The following is an 18,496-nucleotide window of genomic DNA, read 5'->3' on the forward strand; positions in this document are numbered from 1 at the left end:
CTGCTCCAGCGTCTGCTTTCTTGCATTTTCTTTTTCCATCTTTCTTCGATAGAGAAAATTCAATAAAGTTCATACTTCATTGGGCCGTATCAATAGTACGGGTGAAGGCTTGTTGCTTGCCGGGGCGGGATTATTGGCGGTAGGTGCTGCTTCTGGCAGCGGAGGTGGCGGTGGTGCTGCAGGCGATAGCGGTGCAATAGTGTCTGGGGGAACTGGCGCTACAGGCGGAACAGGAGGTGGAACCGGTGGTACGGGTGGAACGGGCGCTACAGGAGGTGGCACAGGTGCTACGGGTGGAACAGGTGGTACGGGTGGAACAGGTGGTACGGGTGGAACGGGCGCTACAGGAGGTGGCACAGGCGGAACCGGCGCTACAGGCGGAACGGGCGGAACCGGCGCTACAGGCGCTACAGGCGGAACGGGCGCTACAGGCGGAACGGGCGCTACGGGCGGAACCGGCGCTACGGGCGGAACGGGCGCTACGGGCGGAACGGGCGCTACAGGCGCTACAGGCGGAACGGGCGCTACGGGCGGAACCGGCGCTACGGGCGGAACGGGCGCTACGGGCGGAACGGGCGCTACAGGCGGAACGGGCGCTACAGGCGGAACCGGCGCTACAGGCGGAACGGGCGCTACGGGCGGAACCGGCGCTACGGGCGGAACGGGCGCTACAGGCGGAACGGGCGCTACAGGCGGAACCGGCGCTACAGGCGGAACGGGCGCTACGGGCGGAACCGGCGCTACGGGCGGAACGGGCGCTACGGGCGGAACGGGCGCTACGGGCGGAACAGGCGCTACAGGCGCTACAGGCGCAGCCGTTATCGATCAAGGCTTGTTAAATTCTGTCAACGCAATTGCGACAGGATTGGGTTTGCCTTTGACGGCTATTTTGGGAGCTGGCGGGCTTGTAGGTGATGGAGGTCCAACCGATCAGCTCTTTAATGGCGGGCTGGTTGGAGAGCCTGGACTTATTTTGAATTTGCCCGAGGCCAATCCTGATTCCAACACGCCGCTTAACAGCGGCGGTATGGCAGCTGGAGATGCTTTGGACCAACTTCTGGGTGGTTTTGTGGATACCAATCCAATTGCCATCCTGATTAACCAGTCCACAACGGCAGGTGATGCTTTGTTGTCGCAGCAGTCTTTTGTCGACACATTGGTTGGCGAATTGGATGCACAGGGATTCGTCGGTCGAGCGCTCGATGGTGTGACAGGCGGATTGGACAGCTTGGTACAAGGTCTCGACCTTGAGAACCTGTTAGCCAATCCAGTGACTGTTGTAGAAAATTTGCTTGACAGTGTGACTGCTGCTGGTACAGATGGCATTCTCGACCCCGTCACGGGTTTGCTGCACGACGTCACGGGCGGCGCGACAGGTGGCTTGCTCGATCCGGTCACGGCTTTGCTGGACGACGCCACGGGTGGCACGACGACTGGCTTGCTCAATCCGGTCACGGCTTTGCTGGACGACGCCACGGGCGGCGCGACAGGTGGCTTGCTCGATCCGGTCACGGCTTTGCTGGACGACGCCACGGGTGGCACGACGACTGGCCTGCTCGATCCGGTCACGGGTTTGCTGGACGACGCCACGGGTGGCACGACGACTGGCCTGCTCGATCCGGTCACGGGTTTGCTGGACGACGCCACGGGTGGCACGACGACTGGCCTGCTTGACCCGGTCACGGGTTTGCTGGACGACGCCACGGGTGGCGCGACGACTGGCCTGCTTGACCCGGTCACGGGTTTGCTGGACGACGCCACGGGTGGCGCGACGACTGGCCTGCTTGACCCGGTCACGGCTTTGCTGGACGACGCCACGGGCGGCGCGACAGGTGGCTTGCTCGACCCGGTCACGGCTTTGCTGGACGACGCCACGGGCGGCGCGACAGGTGGCTTGCTCGATCCGGTCACGGCTCTTGTCGATCAGGCTTCCTCGGTTTCGCCACAAACATTGAATGTGATCGATATACCTGCACAGTTAGTCGCAAGCAACTCTACGCCTGTGGGTGATATGGGAAGTATTCTTGAATCCATTCAGCAACCCATTACAGGCATTAACGACTCCACCTCCATCGTCAATGATGCACTGGGTGGCATTTTGGGCCACAGAACCTGAAAGTAGTTGATTTGACGATATCAAGCTCTAAACAAAAAAAGCGCGGAGCATCTTGTTTTGATGATAGAAAAATATTTATCTTTATTCTATTGATTTAATTAACCAAAAATATTATTTTAAATAAGGATAAAAAATTGTCTCTTACTAAAGCAAGTCGTCCCAAAGTTGGACTGTGCATGATTGTCAAAAATGAGGCACAAGTCATTGAGCGATGTCTCAAGTCTGTCATGCATGTTATCGATACATGGACGATAGTGGACACGGGATCTACAGACCGGACCTGTGAACTCATCGGTAATACGATGAAAGATATTCCTGGCGAATTACATCATAGAGCCTGGAAAGACTTTGCGCATAATCGTTCGGAAGCTATTTTTTTAGCACAAAAAAACTGTGATTATCTTTTTGTGATCGATGCAGACGAAGTACTGGTTATTCAAAAAGCATTTGAGCTTCCAGTTTTGAACGCAGCAGCCTATTCAGCTACTATTCTTCATGGAAGTCTTCGTTATTCACGCACCTGCTTGATTTCCACTAAACATTCGTGGCGTTATAAAGGTGTGCTTCACGAACATCTGGAATGCGATGATGAATACAAGGCAGAACATATCAATGGATTCAATGTTTTGTATACCACGGAAGGTGCCCGCAGTAAAAATCCTAGGAAATATCATGATGATGCTGCTGTACTAGAAGCCGCATTGGTTGAAGAGCCGGATAATCTTAGATATATGTTTTACCTTGCACAAAGTTGGAGAGACGCCAAAGAGCCGGAAAAAGCATTGCTTGCATATCAAAAAAGAGCTGATTTCAAGGGATGGGCCGAAGAAGATTGGTATTCCCTTTACCAGGTTGCCAGATTAATGGATAAAACAGGAAAACCTGAATTTGATACGGTCAGCGCCTATTTAAAGGCGCACAAGGCACGCCCTGAAAGAGCCGAATCATTGATGTGGCTCGGTGTATATCTTCATGGTAAAGGAAGATGGTCAAATGCAAAAGCAATGTTTACGATTGCTGTAAAGATCCCATTTACAAAAGATCGATTGTTTGTCGAGAATGATTGCTATGTTTGGAGGCGTTACGATGAACTTGCACTCAGCTTGTATTACCAAAATGCCAAAGACCAGGCTAAAGGAATATGGGAAGTTCTTCTCAGGACTGGCCGAATACCAAAAGATCACAGGGATCGAATTAATTCGAATATCCAGTTTTGTGTAACTTAAAAACTTCTATTTTATTCTAATAATCAAAACTAATGATTCGATTTGAAAAAGTTGAGAACTTTGATTCTGTAAAAGTGTTTCAAGAATCGCCAGCTTCAATGGAGCATAATTCTGCTGAACTGCTCAGTCTGGATAATTTAAAAAATCAATGGATATTATCTGTTACTGATGACCGTGTAATACCTTTGAAGATTGAATGGTTGGATCAGGATTTCGCAGCCGAAATTAGGCAGCAGCAAATAGATGCGGTTATAGATTCGTATCCACAGAACATTTTGCTCAACACAGTAGAAGAATTGGTAAAGTCCGATTGTCTTGATAATTTGGTAGTTGCTCTCGATAAGCCTCGCGTCGAGCTGTACATCAGCCTGACAGATATGCGTTTGAGTCTGGACATGTATTCAGTTCAGAAAGTTTATCAGGCGAAAGCGGCTAACCAAGAGCAAAGATATAACACTTCACTAAAAGTTTTTTTCAAAGTTTTTAACATTGGCGAAATTGGTTTTTTAGAGTCTGGAAAAAGCACTACCCTATATATCCTGAGATGGATACTGAATAATATTGAATTGTTAAAAATGCAGGGTGTGACATCCCTGCTGATTGATGATTTCGAGGAGTCGGACGATCCTGATTTAGAAACAATTGTCGGGAAACTTGAAGCAATTCACAGTTGCGGGTTGCCATTGTGTTTTATACAATCAAATCCACTTCAAGTTGTTGGCATGAGTGAGCTTAACGGCATTATCTCGGTGTTTTCCCATGTCACTTTTGTGGTGCGGGGATTATTACCTGTAAGAAATAAATATCTCAATTGTTTTTCCGAAAAAAATTCACTTAAGAATATAAATAAGGAATATGATTTTGATCATAAAAGAAGAATTTCGCATAAAGTTAAAATAACTTCAAAGCTATTGTTTTTAGTAGATGAAGTATTTGATATTGCCATTGATGGCGATAAAATTCGCAAGATATTTAATCTTAAATTGGCGGGTCTGGAATCGTCGCAAATCGCAAAAATTCTTTCAGTTTCGGCATATCCAAAATTTCAGTCTGTAAAACAGAACGAGATGCAAAAAATCTATTCATGGAGGCCGGCTGTTGTTTTTGGCGTACTTGAAAAGTTTTATTTATTTGAAAGAAATTTGATAAAAAAAGAGCATGATAAATCATTTTCTGGATATTCTGGCATTGAATGTACCTTGCCTGAAGTTGTTCCCGAAAGTGTCTTTAGTCTGGCAATGCAGCCACTGTCTGACTTTAATTCAAGCGTCGATGGTGCTCAAATAAAAACATCGAATTTATTAATGAGTGTGATAAGGAACAGAATTTTTTGCGCTTGTGGTGCACATCAGGAATTTTTGCTTGATGCCATAGATAAAGATAAAGATATTGATTTCTATTTATCTCCATTGCACCCTCGCATTTGTGGTTGCCACGGCATGGCTGTGAATCAAAATGAATTCAAAGACTGTATGAAATTTGCTGTATTGGCGCTCGCTCTCAAGGGGCCTAGAACCAGCAACGTATTGGATATTGTAAATAATGAACTGGACTTGTTGGTTGACAACAGCAGTAAATTAATTAAAAATTTGTTCTCAAACCATGAGAAAAAGAAATGTGCCAATATCATTGATTCTTGCATTGGAATAATGGCAAGAAAAAGCAATTGGCTTTCAAGCTCTGAAATTGACTCCCGCCTCCGCCAATTTTGCGTATTTTTATGCAGGGATTATTTGGATAAGACGGAAGTAGTGGCATTCATGGAATTGACCCAGGAGTTGATTGCCTCTGTTCTTATTGATGTACACACTGGTTTTATGAAGCTTTACTGGTCTCACAGCTTGACAGTTTCAGATATAAAAGTTGGTGTAATAGTAAAAAGTAAAACTGGGATTGCAGTATTGAATTCATTTGACAAGGGTCAATTTGATCTATCTTTTACCAGCAAATAATATTTAAATTTATTTAATGGCATATCAAGAATACGGTTCTAGTAAATTTAAAACAAGCTTTGGTGGCTGAGGATAGATATTTGTATACAGATAATTCTGTAAATTTTATATAGTTTTATCATGTCGATCCTGTGTTCGGCGTAATGTTTTTATAACAAACCAGGCCGCCCATGAAACCAAAATTTGTTCGTACCTTTGTCATGATCTCGGTTGCCATCGTTATGGTGGGTTGTGCTTCACAGAACGACAAAACTGAAAAATCCAGAGAGAAAACGATAGTCACTTATTTTTCGAGCAAAGCCAAGTCTGTGTTTGTACCGGTCGTGGTTCCTGTTGCGAAAAAGGAAGCCGTTGTTCAGGGAATTGTTTATTTTGATTTTGACAAACACAATATAAAGCCCGAATTCAATCAGGTTTTAGAAGATCACGCCCGCATCTTGCGCACCAATCCGCTGGTGATTGCCTCGGTGGAAGGGCATACCGATGTATTCGGCACGAATAGCTATAACCAGCCCCTGGGGCTTGTACGTGCCAACGAGGTCCGCAACGCGCTGATCAGGCTCGGTGTTCAAGAGCAACAGTTGAAACCGGTCAGTTTAAGTTTTTACCAACCCGCTGTTGCAGGTCTCGATGCAGAATCGCGCGCTTTGAATAGACGAGCCGAGATAGCTTACGAAGACTTGCGTTGAATTGATTGGGAAACTTCGGCTGATCCGAGTGGCGCGTACTGCTAATGCGTCACTCACAACTTGCCGCGCTCACTGCTTTGGCAATGCCATCACCGTCTTCAAGGCTTGCGTGATGTCATCGCGCAGCAAGGACCATTGCGGTCCGCTTTCAAAGACAAAGCGCTGGTTCACTTCCAGTTCAATGCCCACGTACTGAACCTGTCCATGGCGCTTGCGCAAAAGCGCAGTGAGACCGTCGCCCTTGCCCTGGTAGGGGTAGTTGCGCCGCAGTCTCAGTTCGGGTCGGCGTTTTTGCAAAGCGTTCAGCCAGCACGTTGCCAGCGCACCTTCACCCGCGCGTCCGGGGTCGTAGAGCCAGGCCACATCGGCCTGGCGCACCACGCCATTCAGCTCGGGCGTGAAACTGTGCGAAGCAATATGGACAACGCGCCGGCCCCTGGCAATCAGCCGGGCGACTTCACCTTCAACCGTGTCGCGGTGCGGATGGTAATGCTGGGTGGCAATGGCGCGCCGGTCGGCTGCCGGCAAGTCGCGCGTGGCTTCCGAGTGCAATTGCCGGTGGCCGATGGAACGGTTCAGGTCGATCAGCAGGCGTGTGGTGGTGGCCCCGAACAGTGGCGCTTCCAAGGCATCAGCCATCTGCCGGGCCAGTTCAAGCGCACCCGGGTCCCAGCCGCGATGGGTGTCCAGCAAGGACTCGTGACCGATGAACAATGCCGCGTAGGCAGACGGCACCTCGCGCCCGCCATGCTCGCAAGTGATGACCAGCGCATCACCGGCCGGCGTGTCAGTGACAGGCAGCGGGGTCACACTGTGCTGAGGGCGTTGCCATGCGCATCGACTTCATAAGTCGTGACCTCAAACTTTTTCAGGGTGTTTGGCCCGAAAGCCATCGTTAACGGCACGTCGCCCGCATCGCGGCCGCGCGCCATCACGACGCGGCCGATGCGTGGCGTGTTGTGGCGCGCGTCGAAGGTGTACCAGCGGCCGCCCAAAAAGACCTCGAACCAGGCGCTGAAGTCCATCGGGTAAGGCACTGGCGCAATGCCGATATCGCCCAGGTAGCCGGTACAGTAGCGCGCCGGAATATTCATGCAGCGGCACAGCGTCACCGCCAGGTGCGTGAAGTCGCGGCACACGCCAGTGCCTTCGCGCCAGCCTTCAACGGCGGTGCGCGTGGCGCGCGCGGCGCTGTAGTTGAAATGAATATGGTTGTGCACATAGTCGCAAATCGCCTGCACGCGCGCCCAGCCGGCGGGCGCCTGGCCAAACTGGTTCCAGGCGAACTGGAGCAATTCACTGTCCACCTCGCAATAACGGCTGGGCAGCAGGAACTGCAGCGTGGCCGGGGGCAGTTCGGTCGGGTCATGCTGCCGGGCAGACCAGTCCACCTCGTCGGGCAAGCCGGAATCGCGAATGATGGACTGGCTGTGAAAGCGCACCTCGCCGACGCCGGCCGGCGCATTGACACGGCCGCAGCGGTTGCCAAAGGCGTCCAGGTATTCGTCAACCAGCAAGTGGGGCTCGGTCAGCACGATCTCGGGCGCCAACAGGTCGTCACGCCGCGACGGGTGCACATGCAGCACATACACAAGCGCCATGGGCGACGTGATGGCCAGCTGGATGTCGAAACCAATTTTGATGTACATAGGATTTGCCGCCAGAAAGTGTTTGGGCGTGGTGATGTCTTACCGGTTTTCCCAAGTTTCCTGCCAGCAAGTATGGTGCCAGCCCCTGGGCCAGGCTTATCGTCTCTGGCCCCGTGCAGGCGTCAGAAACGGGAGGATATCGGACAGGGAAAATCCTTGGGACGCTGACCGCTCTTGCAGAGAGTTTTTGCCTTGAACTATTTTGGTGCAGGGCTGAGTGCATGCTGCGTTGCCAGACGCCATGCGGCGCCCCGGTATGACGCCCGCCAGACTTGCGGCAGGAAACTCACGGCCGTCAAAAAAGCCGCCAATAAACTGCCAAGGATGGCCAGGTTCAGCGGCTGCCTTCCTTGACGGCCCAGTCCACCAGTGCTTCAAGCGCCGGCCGCGCCGCTGACGCATTGGCATGGTTGATGATGCCGACCACGACCAGGCGTCGGCCGCTGGGCGTGTGCACGTAGCCGGCCAGCGCGGTGACGCCCTGCAGCGTGCCCGATTTCAGGTGCGCCCAGCCCTGCGACACCTGCGAACGGCTGCGCCTGAGCGTGCCATCGACGCCGGTGATCGGCAGCGACGCCATCAAATCGGGCATGGCGCCCGACACGTACGCGGTCTGCAGCATGCGCGCCAAGCCCTGGGGCGTGACGCGTGCTGACCGCGACAGGCCTGAGCCGTTGTCGGGCACCGGCACATCCGCTGCGCCATTTGGCGCGCCGAAGCGCGCCATCCACCAGCCGCGCACCGCCTCGCGCGACGCCTCGTTGCTCGCACCGCCGGGTTGCTGCAGGCTGAGTGTCAGGAACAGCTGCTGCGCCATCACGTTGTTGCTGAACTTGTTGATGTCGCGGATCACCTCAGCCAGCGGCGGCGATTCCATTTCAAAGACGGGTTTCAGGCCGGACGGCGCGGCGCCCTCGCGCACCCGGCCGCCCAGCCGGCCGCCCATTTCCTGCCACATTCCGGCAATCGCCCGACCGGCATAGCGGGCCGGGTCGGGGTAGGCGATGGCCCAGGACTTTTCGCCGCAGGCCACCGGATAGTTGCCGGCAAATGCCATGCGCAGCGGGTCGGCCAGGTCGGGTTGAAGCTGCGCCCGGTAATCGCCGCAATCGCCCAGCGTGGCCCGGCCGTTGCTGCCTGCCGAGAGCGGCACGCTGGCCTGCATCTGTACGCCGGCCAATGGCGGGTCGTAGCGAATGCTGGCGCTGCCATTGCCCGGATTCGGCACGAAGGTCATCACCACCGACTTGTAGTTCACCAGCAGCGCATCGGGCTGGACGTTGTACGGGCGCAGCGCCTCGCCGTCGAAGTCGCCGGGGTTCTGCGTGGACGCGGCAAAGGCGCTGCCGTCAAGCACGATGTCGCCGCCGATGGTCTTGATGCCCAGGCCCTGCACCCGGCGCAGCAGCAGCCAGAGCCGCTCCATCACCAGCTTGGGGTCGCCCCCGCCCTGGATGATCAGGTTGCCGTTCAGCACGCCGCCGGCAATCGGGCCATCGGCATAAACCGGCGTGGTCCAGGTGTAGGCCGGGCCGAGCAGTTCCAGCCCGGCATAGGTCGTGACCAGCTTCATGACGGATGCCGGATTCATGGCGCTGCCTGAGCGGTAACTAAGCAGCGGCGCAGCTTGGCCGTTCAGGGCCGGCGCGGCATCGACGACCACGGCGGCAAAGGCTTCGCGCGGCACCTTGGCGCGCGCCAGCAGGGCCTCGACCTCGGGCGGCAGGGATTGGGCGCTGGCGCTAAAGCCGATCAGCGCGACCAGCCCGGCCAACAGGCCTTGGCTCAGGCGGGCGTTGCAGCCGGGGTGGACGCGGGTGTGAGGAGTCGCATTGCGGGACGGGAAAGAAAAAAGCATGCGCAATTCTCGCGCCATGCTGGCGCATTGGTTAGGTTTCGGGCGTAAAAATAAGGGTGTTCCATTCGGGCGCGCGTGAACCGTCGCGGGGATTCCAATTTGCACCCAGCCCGCCAGCAGCCACGCCTGGAACGCACGACGACAGGAACACGCTGCGCCTTGACATGCCTTGATGCGGATTTACGCGCCACCCTGCCCGAACTGCTGGCGCAGCGCTTCAACGCGCTTGCGGTTCGCGCCCATGTCGCCCTGGCCCAACCGGCTCGCAGAGCGCACCTGGATCACGCCTGCAGGCTCGTCGAGCAGGAATTCCAGATCGTCAGTGAACCCCAGTAACTGGGTCTTGCACTGCGCGTAAAGGTAGGCCGGCTCACGGGTGACCACGGTGGTGCGCGGCATGTTGCTGACGATGCCCGCAAGCCGTGCCATTGCGGCCTGGCCGTCGCCGGTGTAACTCAGCGGCGCCACCTCTGCATGAGCGCGCTGCGGGTTGTCCGGGTAAAGCGCTGCCTGGCTTGAAACGCTATTGGGCGTGAGCGACGGCGGCTTGAGCCTGTGCTGGCGCACGCCAAGATCGCCCGGCGCCTGGCCCGCCAAAAATCCAAGCTGCCCTGCACCCAGCAGCAAAACGGCCAATGTCACCAGCAGGACTGCAATGTAGCCAATAATTTTCATGGAGGTATTCTTTAGAAGCGTTTGACGTGTGCTCGCCGCAGCGACAGCGAGTATCAAGCCTGACAGGGTAAGCCAAGGGCTGCTGGCTGAGGGACGATGGCGCCGAAAGCGCAGCGAAAAAAGCACCGTGCCATTATGGGCTGGCCGGGCGGCGCGGCAGGCCGGATAATCGCGGGGTGCGTGGCGCCGGCCGTTTGCGGGCTGGCGCACCGCCTTTGCTTATTTACTACGATTTTGATAGCTACTTGCGCATGTCCCAACTGCGTAAACGCCTTATTTGATGCCTAAACCTCTTAAATTCCTCGCGTTTGACACCAGCACCGACCGCCTGTCGGTGGCCGTGACCGACGGCGCGCGCGTCTGGCAGCACAGCGGCCCGGGCGGCGCGCAAGCCTCGGCCACCTTGATCCCGGCGATCATGGCGTTGCTGGCCGGGTCGGGCATGGCGCTGGGCGAGCTCGACGCGATTGCCTTTGGCCGGGGGCCGGGTTCCTTCACCGGGCTGCGCACGGCGTGTGCGGTGGCGCAGGGACTGGCCTTTGGCGCCAACCACGGCGCAGGCATTGCGGTGCTGCCCATCGACACGCTGATGGCCGTGGCCGAGGAGGCGCGCTTTCAGCGCGACGGGGCCCTGGCGGAAAGTGACGCGCCCCTGAGCGTCCTGGCGCTGCTCGATGCCCGCATGGACGAGATGTATGTGCAGAGCTATGAATTCAGGAGCGGCTTATGCATTTCCATCAAGGGCTGCGAACTGATCCGTCCAGAAAACCTGGTGCCTGGCGCTGCGCCGCAGCTGCTGGCCGGCAATGTGTTCGGCGTGTATGCCGGCCGGCTGCCCGCAGCGTTGGCCGCGCTGGAGTGCAGGGAGGCCTATCCGACCGCCACCGCATTGCTGCGCCTGGCGCCCGCACTGGCCGCTGCCGGCCAGTGCATCGATGCCGCGCAGGCGCTGCCGCTGTATGTGCGCGACAAGGTCGCCCAGACCACCGACGAGCGCGCCCAAGCCAAGGCGGCCGCGCAGGCCGCGACCCTCCCGCTGCCAAGCTGACAGGCCCTGCGCATGAACGCCGTCCTTCAACCCTTCCAGCCGCTCGAAGCCCGCTTTGAAGCCATCACGCCCGCCTGGCTGCCGGCGGTGCTGCAGGCCGAATACAGCGCTTACCTGCAGCCGTGGAGCGAGCGCAATTTCCTCGATTCGCTGCAGGCCGGCTACCAGGCGCAACTGCTGGCCGCCGGCCCGGTGGACCAGCCCGAGCTGCTGGGCTATTTTGTCGCCATGAAGGGCGTGGACGAGGTGCATCTGCTCAACATCACGGTGGTGCCCGCCTGCCAGGGCCAGGGCTGGGCGCGGGTGATGCTCGATGCGCTGGGCGTCTGGTCGCGCGGGCAGGGCGCGCAGTGGCTGTGGCTGGAAGCGCGCGTCAGCAACGCCCGCGCTCGGGCCGTGTACGAAAGCCATGGGTTTCGCCATGTCGGCACGCGGCGAAATTACTACCCGGCCAGCCCGGCGTCGCCCCGGGGCGAGGACGCCATCGTCATGAGCCTGAAATTGTGAATCCTGATGAAAAGCCGTCCCCCATGCGCTTGAACCTAGACACGCGCCAGCGCGCCATACTGCAGGAAATGGGCGTGCGCGTCTGGCAGCCTCTGGCAGAAGTGTCACCAGCTATAGAAATCATAGCTGTCAATGCAGAACTGGCAAGCGCAAAGCCCGGTTTTGGTCAAAATTTTCAGACGGACAGGGCTGTGTTGGATGCTGCACCGCCGCCGCCAGCAACCCGGCAGGCGGCGACGGCGCCCCAGCCCGCGCGCGCTGCCCCACCCGTGCCGCCACCCGCGCTCGCGCCTTCCGGCCACGCCTTCGAGGTCAGTGACCAGCCCGGCTGGCGACTGGGCCCGACGCAGCAGCTGTATGCCGAAACCGCACAGTCAGGCGGCGCGCGCTGGCTGGTGCTGGCGCAGGCGCCGCCGGCTGCGCTGCAGGCGCCGGCTTTTGAGGGCGATGCCGGCCGGCTGCTGGACAACATGCTGCGCGCTGCGCGGTTGAACAACGATGCCGGCGCCGTGCTGTTTGCGCCGCTGGTGCGCCAGAGCATCTCCGGCCCCATGGACGAATTCCTGGCCGCACTGGCCGCGCTGGTTGAACACGCGCAGCCCGATGTGGTGCTGGTCATGGGCCGGCTGGCCGCGCAGGCGCTGCTGGCGTCCAGCGAGCCCTTCGGCAAGTTGCGCGGCCAGCCGCATGTGCTGAACGGCTGTACCACCGTGGTGACGCATGACGCGCCCTACCTGCTGCGCTGCCCGCAGGACAAGGCCAAGGCGTGGGACGACCTGTGCCTGGCGATGGGCCTGGCAGCAAGCGCAGGGTGACTTTGCGCTTCTTACAATCAGTGCATGACCTTTCTTGACATGCTCGGCGCCGCAGAACGCCAGAACCAGTCCATGCTGTGCGTCGGGCTGGACCCCGACCCGGCGCGGTTCCCCGGAAAACTCAAGGGCGATGCCCACCGGATCTACGATTTTTGTGCCGCCATCGTCGATGCGACCGCCGACCTGGTGATGGCCTTCAAGCCGCAGATCGCCTACTTTGCCGCCCACCGCGCCGAAGACCAGTTAGAGCGCCTGATGGCGCACATGCGCCGCAGCGCGCCGCAGGTGCCCATCATCCTGGATGCCAAGCGCGGCGACATCGGCAGCACCGCCGAGCAATACGCCATCGAGGCCTTCGAGCGCTACGGCGCCGATGCGGTCACGCTGTCGCCCTTCATGGGCTTTGACTCGGTCGCGCCTTATTTGCAGTACCACGGCAAGGGCGCTTTTTTGCTCTGCCGCACCTCCAACCCCGGCGGCGACGACCTGCAAAGCCAGCGCCTGGCGTCGGTCGAAGGCCAGCCGCTGCTGTACGAACATATCGCCCGGCTGGCGCAAGGCCCGTGGAACCTCAATGGCCAGCTCGGGCTGGTGGTCGGCGCCACTTACCCGGCGGAAATTGAAAAGGTGCGCGCCATGGCGCCTTTGCTGCCGCTGCTGATCCCCGGCGTCGGCGCGCAGGGCGGCGACGCCGTGGCCACGGTCAAGGCCGGCTGGCGACCGGACGCGCCCATCATCGTCAACTCGTCGCGGGCCATTATTTATGCGTCCCAGGACGCCGACTTTGCCGTGGCTGCACGCGAGGCCGCGTGCAAGACACGTGACACGTTGCAGGCCGCACGGCCCTGACCTGCTGCCGCTTGACCGCCATGCAATTCAAGTGGCTGCAAGATTTCGTGGTGCTGGCGCAAACGCGCAGTTTCAGCCGCGCGGCCGAGTTGCGTTGTGTCACGCATCCGGCCTTTGGCCGGCGCATCAAAGCGCTGGAGGCCTGGGCCGGTACGCCGCTGATCGAGCGTGGCAACGGCCCTGTCACCCTTACAGCGGCTGGGGCCAGCTTGCAGGAAAACGCGCAGCAAATGGTTGGCAACCTGGACCACGCGCGCGGCGAGCTGCTTGACGCCGCCGGTCGCCAGGCCAGCACGGTGACGCTGGCGACGGGCCGCACGCTGGCGCGCACGCTGCTGGCCGACCTGCTGCAGCGCGTCAAACCGCTGCTGGCGCAGGGCGATCTGCGCATCCTGACCCGCTCGCTGACCGAGACAGCGCAAATGCTGGAGCGCGGCGAGGCCGACTTCATGCTGACCTACCATCACCCCCTGCTCGCATTGCGGCTCAACGCCAGGCAATACGCCCACTTCACGCTGGCGCAGGACAAGCTGGTGCCTGTGACGCGGGCCGATGCGCAGGGCCAGGGCCAATACCAATTCGGCGGAAATGCCGCGACACCCTATCTGGCCTATGGCGCAGCGCTGGCCCTCGGACGCCTGGTCGAAGACCATCTGGCCAACAATCCGCATGCGCCGCATTTGCAGCGCGTGATCGAATGCGACTCGGCCGACACGGTCTTTGAATATGCGCTCAGGGGGCTGGGCGTGGCGTGGCTGCCCTGGTCGACGGTTGCCGGTGTTTGCCAGTCGGGGCAACTGGCGGTGCTGGGCGACGGCCATCTGGACGTGCGGTTCGATGTGCGGGTTTACCGCGCCAAGCGGCGCATGAATGCGCTGGCCGAAGCGCTCTGGCAAGCGATGACGCAACACTGAGCGGCTCTGCCAAAACGGCCACAGCGTGTGCCAAAGCAGCACAGCGCAGGGAAATGGCGTCCTGATAATGAAAGTATTCAATCACTATCAGGAGCCAAATGACCGCTTTTATTTTTGCGCGCAAAGCTGTCCCTGCGCTGCTGGCTGGGGCCGTGGTGGCGCTTGCGGCATGGCCTGCAGCGGCACAACCCGATGACTATCCGAACAAGCCCATCACCATCGTGGTGGGCTATCCGCCCGGCGGCAGCACCGATTTGACCGGGCGCACGTTGGGGATAGAGCTGTCGCGCAGGTTGGGTGTGCCGGTGATCATCGACAACGTGGGCGGCGCTGGCGGTGCGATTGGTGCGCAAAAAGTCGCCAACGCTGCACCCGACGGTTACACCTTGCTGGCAGGTGCGAGCAACGAGATTGCCATCAGCCGGCTGGTCTCGGGCAGCGTCAAATACGAACTCAAGAATTTCACCCCCATCGGCCTGATTGCCACGCAGCCCATGGTGCTGGTCGCTTCGGCCCAATCCGGCGTCAAGACGGTGGACCAGTTCCTGAAAGTGGTGCAAGGCAATCCCGGCAAATACAGCTATGGCAGCTCCGGCGTCGGCACGGCGCTGCACCTGGCCGGTGAAATGGTGAAGGACCAGGGCGGCCTGTTCATGACCCATATTCCTTATCGCGGCGTGGCGCCGCTGCTCAACGACCTGCTGGGCAACAACATCGATTACGGCATTTTTGCCCTTTCCAGTGCCTTGCCGTACATTCGCAGCGGCAAGGTGATGGCGTTGGGCACCACAGAGTCCAAGCGCTCGGCAACGACCCCCGACATCGCGGCGCTGGCCGAAAACCCCAAGCTCAAAGGCATCGATATCAACCTCTGGTTTGCACTGATGGGCCCGGCGCAGCTGCCCGAGGCCGTGGCCAGCAAACTCAAAAAAGCCTTGAATGACGCGCTGCAAGCGCCTGAACTGCGCAAGAAGCTCGAAGACTCGGGCTCGACCGTTTCCACGCTCAAGGTGGACATGCCCAAGTTCCTGGCAGAGGAAACGGCCAAGTACAAAAAGATTGTTGAGTTTGCAAAGATCAAAGAATGACCACCCCGCTGCAATTTGACCTCTCCACGCCTGACCTCTCTGCCTGGCGCGCCGGCAACACCGGCACAGAAGGCGTCTGGCATTTCGACTCCGGCCTGCCCGGTCGCCATGTCCTGATCAGCGCGCTGATTCATGGCAACGAACTGTGCGGCGCTTGGGCACTCAAAGGCATGCTCGAAGCCGGTGTGCGGCCGCAACAGGGAAAACTGACGCTGGCATTTTGCAACCTCGCCGCGTTCGACCGCTTTGATGCGGGCAACCATGACGCGTCGCGTTTTGTGGACGAGGACCTGAACCGCCAGTGGTCAGCCGAGCGGCTGCAATCCAGTGACACCCAGGAGCGGCGCCGCGCCCGGGAACTCCAGCCTTTCGTTGCGCAGGCCGACTGGCTGCTGGACATCCACAGCATGCATGAGCCGGCCGCGCCGTTGCTGGTGGTGGGCATGCAGGCGCGCAACCTGGCGCTGGCGCGTGTGCTGCGCAGCCCCGGGCACATGGTGATTGATCCCGGCCATCAGGACGGCGTGCGCATGCGCGACCATGGCCGCTTTGGCGAGATGGACAGCGATGGCAGTGACAACGGCACGCGCTCGGTGCTCATCGAGTGTGGCTTTCATGGCGATATGTCCAGCCGCACCGTGGCGCAAGACATGTGTGTGCGTTTCCTGCAAGCAGCCGGAACGCTGCCAGGGGACGCATTGCAGCAGCTTTTGCCGGGTTGGCTGCAGGGCGATTGCGAACGCCAGTGGGCGCTCGAAGTGACCGGTCCGGTGGTGGCCCGGAGCGCAGACTTTCGTTTCACCCAGCCTTTTCAAGGACTTGAATGCATTGCCAAGGCAGGCACGGTGATCGGCTGGAATGGCTCAGAACCCGTGACCACGCCTTACGACGATTGCGTTCTGGTCATGCCTTCGGTGCGCCAGGCAAAACCCGGCGTCACCGTGGTTCGTTTCGCCCGCCGCCGTCCCTTGTGATGCGTTGACCGCTGGATGCCTGTCGTGACCAGGCAGGCAGGCAAGCCGTTACTGGTGTCAACGTCTGCCGGTCAAAAAGCCGCCAGGCAGGAAACGAAGCGCCTTGCTCAGTCCGTCCCGGCCACTGGCCGCGCGGTAGAGCAGGGCACTGCCCAGCGTCGAACCCGCCGTGCGCATTAAAAATGACCGGCTGCGGCGGGACGCCATCAGCACAGCGACACCAGCGCCGAGCACCAGCCAGTGCTCGCCGGGAAAACCGGGCCTGCTTTCGTCAAATTCCTTCACTTGTTTGAGCGTCGGAATTTTGGTGGGGATGGTTGGTTCATTTTGCATAAGGCCTTCAGCTTAGGCAGGCGGAAATTTCGTGCCTGTCGGACGAGGCCGCAAAAGCGTGTCTGCCACCGTCAGGCGCTAAACCCAAGCCTCAACGCTGCATGATCCGTCCCCCCAGCATGACGCAGGCCAGCGCCGCCACCAGCAGCGCAATGCCGGCCCACTGCCATGGCGTGACGGTCTCGCCCAGCACCCCCATGCCGGCGGCCAGTCCCACCACTGGCACGCCCAGGCCAAAAGGCGAGACACGGTTGGCCGGGTGGCGCCTGAGCAGGCCGGTCCACAGGCTGTAGCCCACCACCGTGGCCACCCAGCCCAGGTAGGCGATGGACAGCCAGCTGGTCCATCCTGCCTCAAGCCACTGCCAGCGCACCGCCGGGTCGTCAAAGGCCCACGACAGCGCCATGAAGGGCAGGATGGCCACGCCGCCACTCCAGACCACAAAGGCAATCGTCGAGTAGTGGCTGGAGACTTTGCGCAACTGCCGGGCCACGATGTTCGACGCTGCCCACATGGCGGCGGCGCACAGCGTCAGCGCAAAACCGGCGACCGTGGTGTCAACGGCTGCGCCCGGGCTGGCATAGTTGTAGCCAAAGCAAGCCAGACCCAGCGCCGCCAGCACCATGCCCGCCTGCAGCGGCCGGCTGGCGCGCTCCTGCAGCAGCACAAAACCAAACAGCGCGGTAAAAAATACCTGCGTCTGCAGCAGCACCGATGCCAGCGCCGCCGTCATGCCGATTTTCAGCGCGATAAACAGAATGCCGAATTGCCCAACCCCCTGGAACAAGCCGTACAGCACCACCCATTTCCACGGCACCTGCGGCGGCTTGATGAACAGCGCCAGTGGCAGCAAGGCGAAAGTGAACCGGGCGACGCCCAGCTGGAACGGAGTGAAGTCGTGCAGGGCGAATTTCATCGCGACAAAATTCACGCCCCACACCAGCACCACGACCAGCGCAGCCGCCAGATCACGGCCGCTCAGGCGCGCGGCGTTCAAGACTGACCGCCGCAGCGGGCAGGTGCAGGTGTAAAGATGCGCAGCGGCTGTGAAAAGGCGGGCATGGTGGGTGTAAAAATAGAGGTCGACAAAGGAAGTTCCGGAAGGTCGGCAGCAAGTCAATGGGCTTGCGGATTATTCCTCACCTGCGGTTATTGAATTGAGCAGTGAGGAGAGCATCGCTGAATTTCGTTTACAACGTGCGTGCAACCCAGGGTCTGCTGCATGGAAATTTGAACCGGAATGTCTGCAGGCCGTGGCGAATCTGCTAACCTTTTAAAAATTCAGCTACTTTTTTTGAAAGGTTCATTCATGTCCAACGACAGCCCCACCCTGGTTCAGACACAGGAACGACTGGTTTCCGCCATCCGCTCGGAAATATCCGACGCCGAAGAAACCTTGTCGGCCACGGCAGACCAGGCCGGAGAAAAGATGGCCAAGCTGCGCAGCCGCATTGAGAACCGCCTGCGTGAAGCCAAGTTCCGGCTGATCGATGCCGAAGAAGCACTGCTCGCCCGCACCCGCGAAGCCGCCCATGCCGCCGACGACTATGTGCATGAGTCGCCATGGACCGCCATTGGCGTGGCGGCAGGTGTCGGCGCGGTGCTGGGCCTGCTGCTGGGTCGGCGTCTGTAAAAAAAATCGGCAGTGCCTTGGCCGCCTGCCAGCCCTGCGCTGTGGGCCGTCGTCAGGAAAAAAGTCAAGGCCTGTGGCGTGTTGCGGACTTTTCCTGCCCCGGGCTTGATCCGGAGATCCGCAATTCATGACCCCAACGGGGAGAAGTCATGGTTCCCGGGTCAAGCCCG

Annotated in this window: 18 protein-coding genes; 12 read left to right on the top strand and 6 right to left on the bottom strand. The window is 58.8% G+C overall.

Annotated features, from left to right (window positions below; all coding sequences use genetic code 11):
- Positions 1-1,045 precede the first annotated feature (1,045 nt).
- The 4 genes from IWX87_RS17065 (at position 1,046) to IWX87_RS17080 (ending at position 5,983) form a co-directional block, all read left to right on the top strand.
- Complete coding sequence (locus IWX87_RS17065; protein WP_196864718.1) at positions 1,046-2,116, top strand: hypothetical protein; 1,071 nt, start codon at positions 1,046-1,048, stop codon at positions 2,114-2,116.
- 176 nt (positions 2,117-2,292) lie between these two features.
- Positions 2,293-3,342, top strand: coding sequence for a glycosyltransferase (locus IWX87_RS17070; RefSeq protein ID WP_231376564.1), 1,050 nt, complete (start codon positions 2,293-2,295; stop codon positions 3,340-3,342).
- Between the two features lie 32 nt (positions 3,343-3,374).
- Positions 3,375-5,294, top strand: coding sequence for a hypothetical protein (locus IWX87_RS17075; protein ID WP_196864720.1), 1,920 nt, complete (start codon positions 3,375-3,377; stop codon positions 5,292-5,294).
- Between the two features lie 170 nt (positions 5,295-5,464).
- Positions 5,465-5,983, top strand: coding sequence for an OmpA family protein (locus tag IWX87_RS17080; RefSeq protein ID WP_196864721.1), 519 nt, complete (start codon positions 5,465-5,467; stop codon positions 5,981-5,983).
- A 69-nt stretch (positions 5,984-6,052) separates the two neighbouring features.
- On the opposite strand, the gene IWX87_RS17085 is transcribed toward IWX87_RS17080, so the two are convergent.
- From IWX87_RS17085 to IWX87_RS17100, 4 genes are all read right to left on the bottom strand, one after another.
- Complete coding sequence (locus IWX87_RS17085; protein WP_280757289.1) at positions 6,053-6,793, bottom strand: N-formylglutamate amidohydrolase; 741 nt, start codon at positions 6,791-6,793, stop codon at positions 6,053-6,055.
- Positions 6,790-7,632, bottom strand: coding sequence for a transglutaminase family protein (locus tag IWX87_RS17090; protein WP_196864722.1), 843 nt, complete (start codon positions 7,630-7,632; stop codon positions 6,790-6,792). Before IWX87_RS17090 ends, IWX87_RS17085 begins: the two co-directional genes overlap by 4 nt.
- Before the next feature lie 334 nt (positions 7,633-7,966).
- Positions 7,967-9,490: a D-alanyl-D-alanine carboxypeptidase/D-alanyl-D-alanine-endopeptidase gene (gene dacB, locus IWX87_RS17095; RefSeq protein ID WP_196864723.1), complete on the bottom strand. Its 1,524-nt coding sequence runs from the start codon at positions 9,488-9,490 to the stop codon at positions 7,967-7,969.
- A gap of 180 nt (positions 9,491-9,670) precedes the next feature.
- On the bottom strand, positions 9,671-10,165 hold the full coding sequence (locus tag IWX87_RS17100) for a DUF1499 domain-containing protein (protein WP_196864724.1): 495 nt from the start codon (positions 10,163-10,165) through the stop codon (positions 9,671-9,673).
- A gap of 280 nt (positions 10,166-10,445) precedes the next feature.
- Between IWX87_RS17100 and tsaB the strand changes: the two genes are divergently transcribed.
- The 7 genes from tsaB to IWX87_RS17135 all read left to right on the top strand — a co-directional run bounded on the left by tsaB (position 10,446) and on the right by IWX87_RS17135 (position 16,360).
- Positions 10,446-11,213, top strand: coding sequence for a tRNA (adenosine(37)-N6)-threonylcarbamoyltransferase complex dimerization subunit type 1 TsaB (gene tsaB, locus IWX87_RS17105; RefSeq protein WP_196864725.1), 768 nt, complete (start codon positions 10,446-10,448; stop codon positions 11,211-11,213).
- Positions 11,214-11,225: 12 nt separating this feature from the next.
- On the top strand, positions 11,226-11,720 hold the full coding sequence (gene rimI, locus IWX87_RS17110) for a ribosomal protein S18-alanine N-acetyltransferase (protein WP_196864726.1): 495 nt from the start codon (positions 11,226-11,228) through the stop codon (positions 11,718-11,720).
- A 23-nt stretch (positions 11,721-11,743) separates the two neighbouring features.
- Positions 11,744-12,535: a uracil-DNA glycosylase family protein gene (locus IWX87_RS17115; RefSeq protein WP_196864727.1), complete on the top strand. Its 792-nt coding sequence runs from the start codon at positions 11,744-11,746 to the stop codon at positions 12,533-12,535.
- A 24-nt stretch (positions 12,536-12,559) separates the two neighbouring features.
- A complete protein-coding gene (pyrF, locus tag IWX87_RS17120) occupies positions 12,560-13,384 on the top strand; it encodes an orotidine-5'-phosphate decarboxylase (protein ID WP_196864728.1) in 825 nt (274 codons plus the stop codon).
- Positions 13,385-13,404: 20 nt separating this feature from the next.
- Positions 13,405-14,298 (top strand): LysR family transcriptional regulator, encoded by an 894-nt coding sequence (locus IWX87_RS17125; protein WP_196864729.1) that lies wholly within the window; start codon positions 13,405-13,407, stop codon positions 14,296-14,298.
- Between the two features lie 98 nt (positions 14,299-14,396).
- A complete protein-coding gene (locus tag IWX87_RS17130; RefSeq protein WP_196864730.1) occupies positions 14,397-15,386 on the top strand; it encodes a tripartite tricarboxylate transporter substrate binding protein in 990 nt (329 codons plus the stop codon).
- Positions 15,383-16,360 (top strand): succinylglutamate desuccinylase/aspartoacylase family protein, encoded by a 978-nt coding sequence (locus tag IWX87_RS17135; RefSeq protein WP_196864731.1) that lies wholly within the window; start codon positions 15,383-15,385, stop codon positions 16,358-16,360. The genes IWX87_RS17130 and IWX87_RS17135 overlap by 4 nt, the downstream gene beginning before the upstream one ends.
- A gap of 57 nt (positions 16,361-16,417) precedes the next feature.
- On the opposite strand, the gene IWX87_RS17140 is transcribed toward IWX87_RS17135, so the two are convergent.
- Together IWX87_RS17140 and IWX87_RS17145 are read right to left on the bottom strand one after the other, a co-directional pair.
- Entirely contained in the window at positions 16,418-16,693 is a 276-nt protein-coding gene (locus tag IWX87_RS17140) for a hypothetical protein (RefSeq protein WP_231374895.1), read from the bottom strand.
- Between the two features lie 91 nt (positions 16,694-16,784).
- Complete coding sequence (locus IWX87_RS17145) at positions 16,785-17,690, bottom strand: EamA family transporter (protein ID WP_231374896.1); 906 nt, start codon at positions 17,688-17,690, stop codon at positions 16,785-16,787.
- A gap of 312 nt (positions 17,691-18,002) precedes the next feature.
- Here IWX87_RS17145 and IWX87_RS17150 point away from each other — a divergent pair, with 312 nt between their 5' ends.
- Entirely contained in the window at positions 18,003-18,326 is a 324-nt protein-coding gene (locus tag IWX87_RS17150) for a YqjD family protein (protein WP_196864732.1), read from the top strand.
- The last annotated feature ends 170 nt before the right edge of the window (positions 18,327-18,496 follow it).

It is taken from the genome of Polaromonas sp. CG_9.7 (assembly GCF_015752205.1).
Classification (GTDB): Bacteria; Pseudomonadota; Gammaproteobacteria; order Burkholderiales; family Burkholderiaceae_C; genus Polaromonas.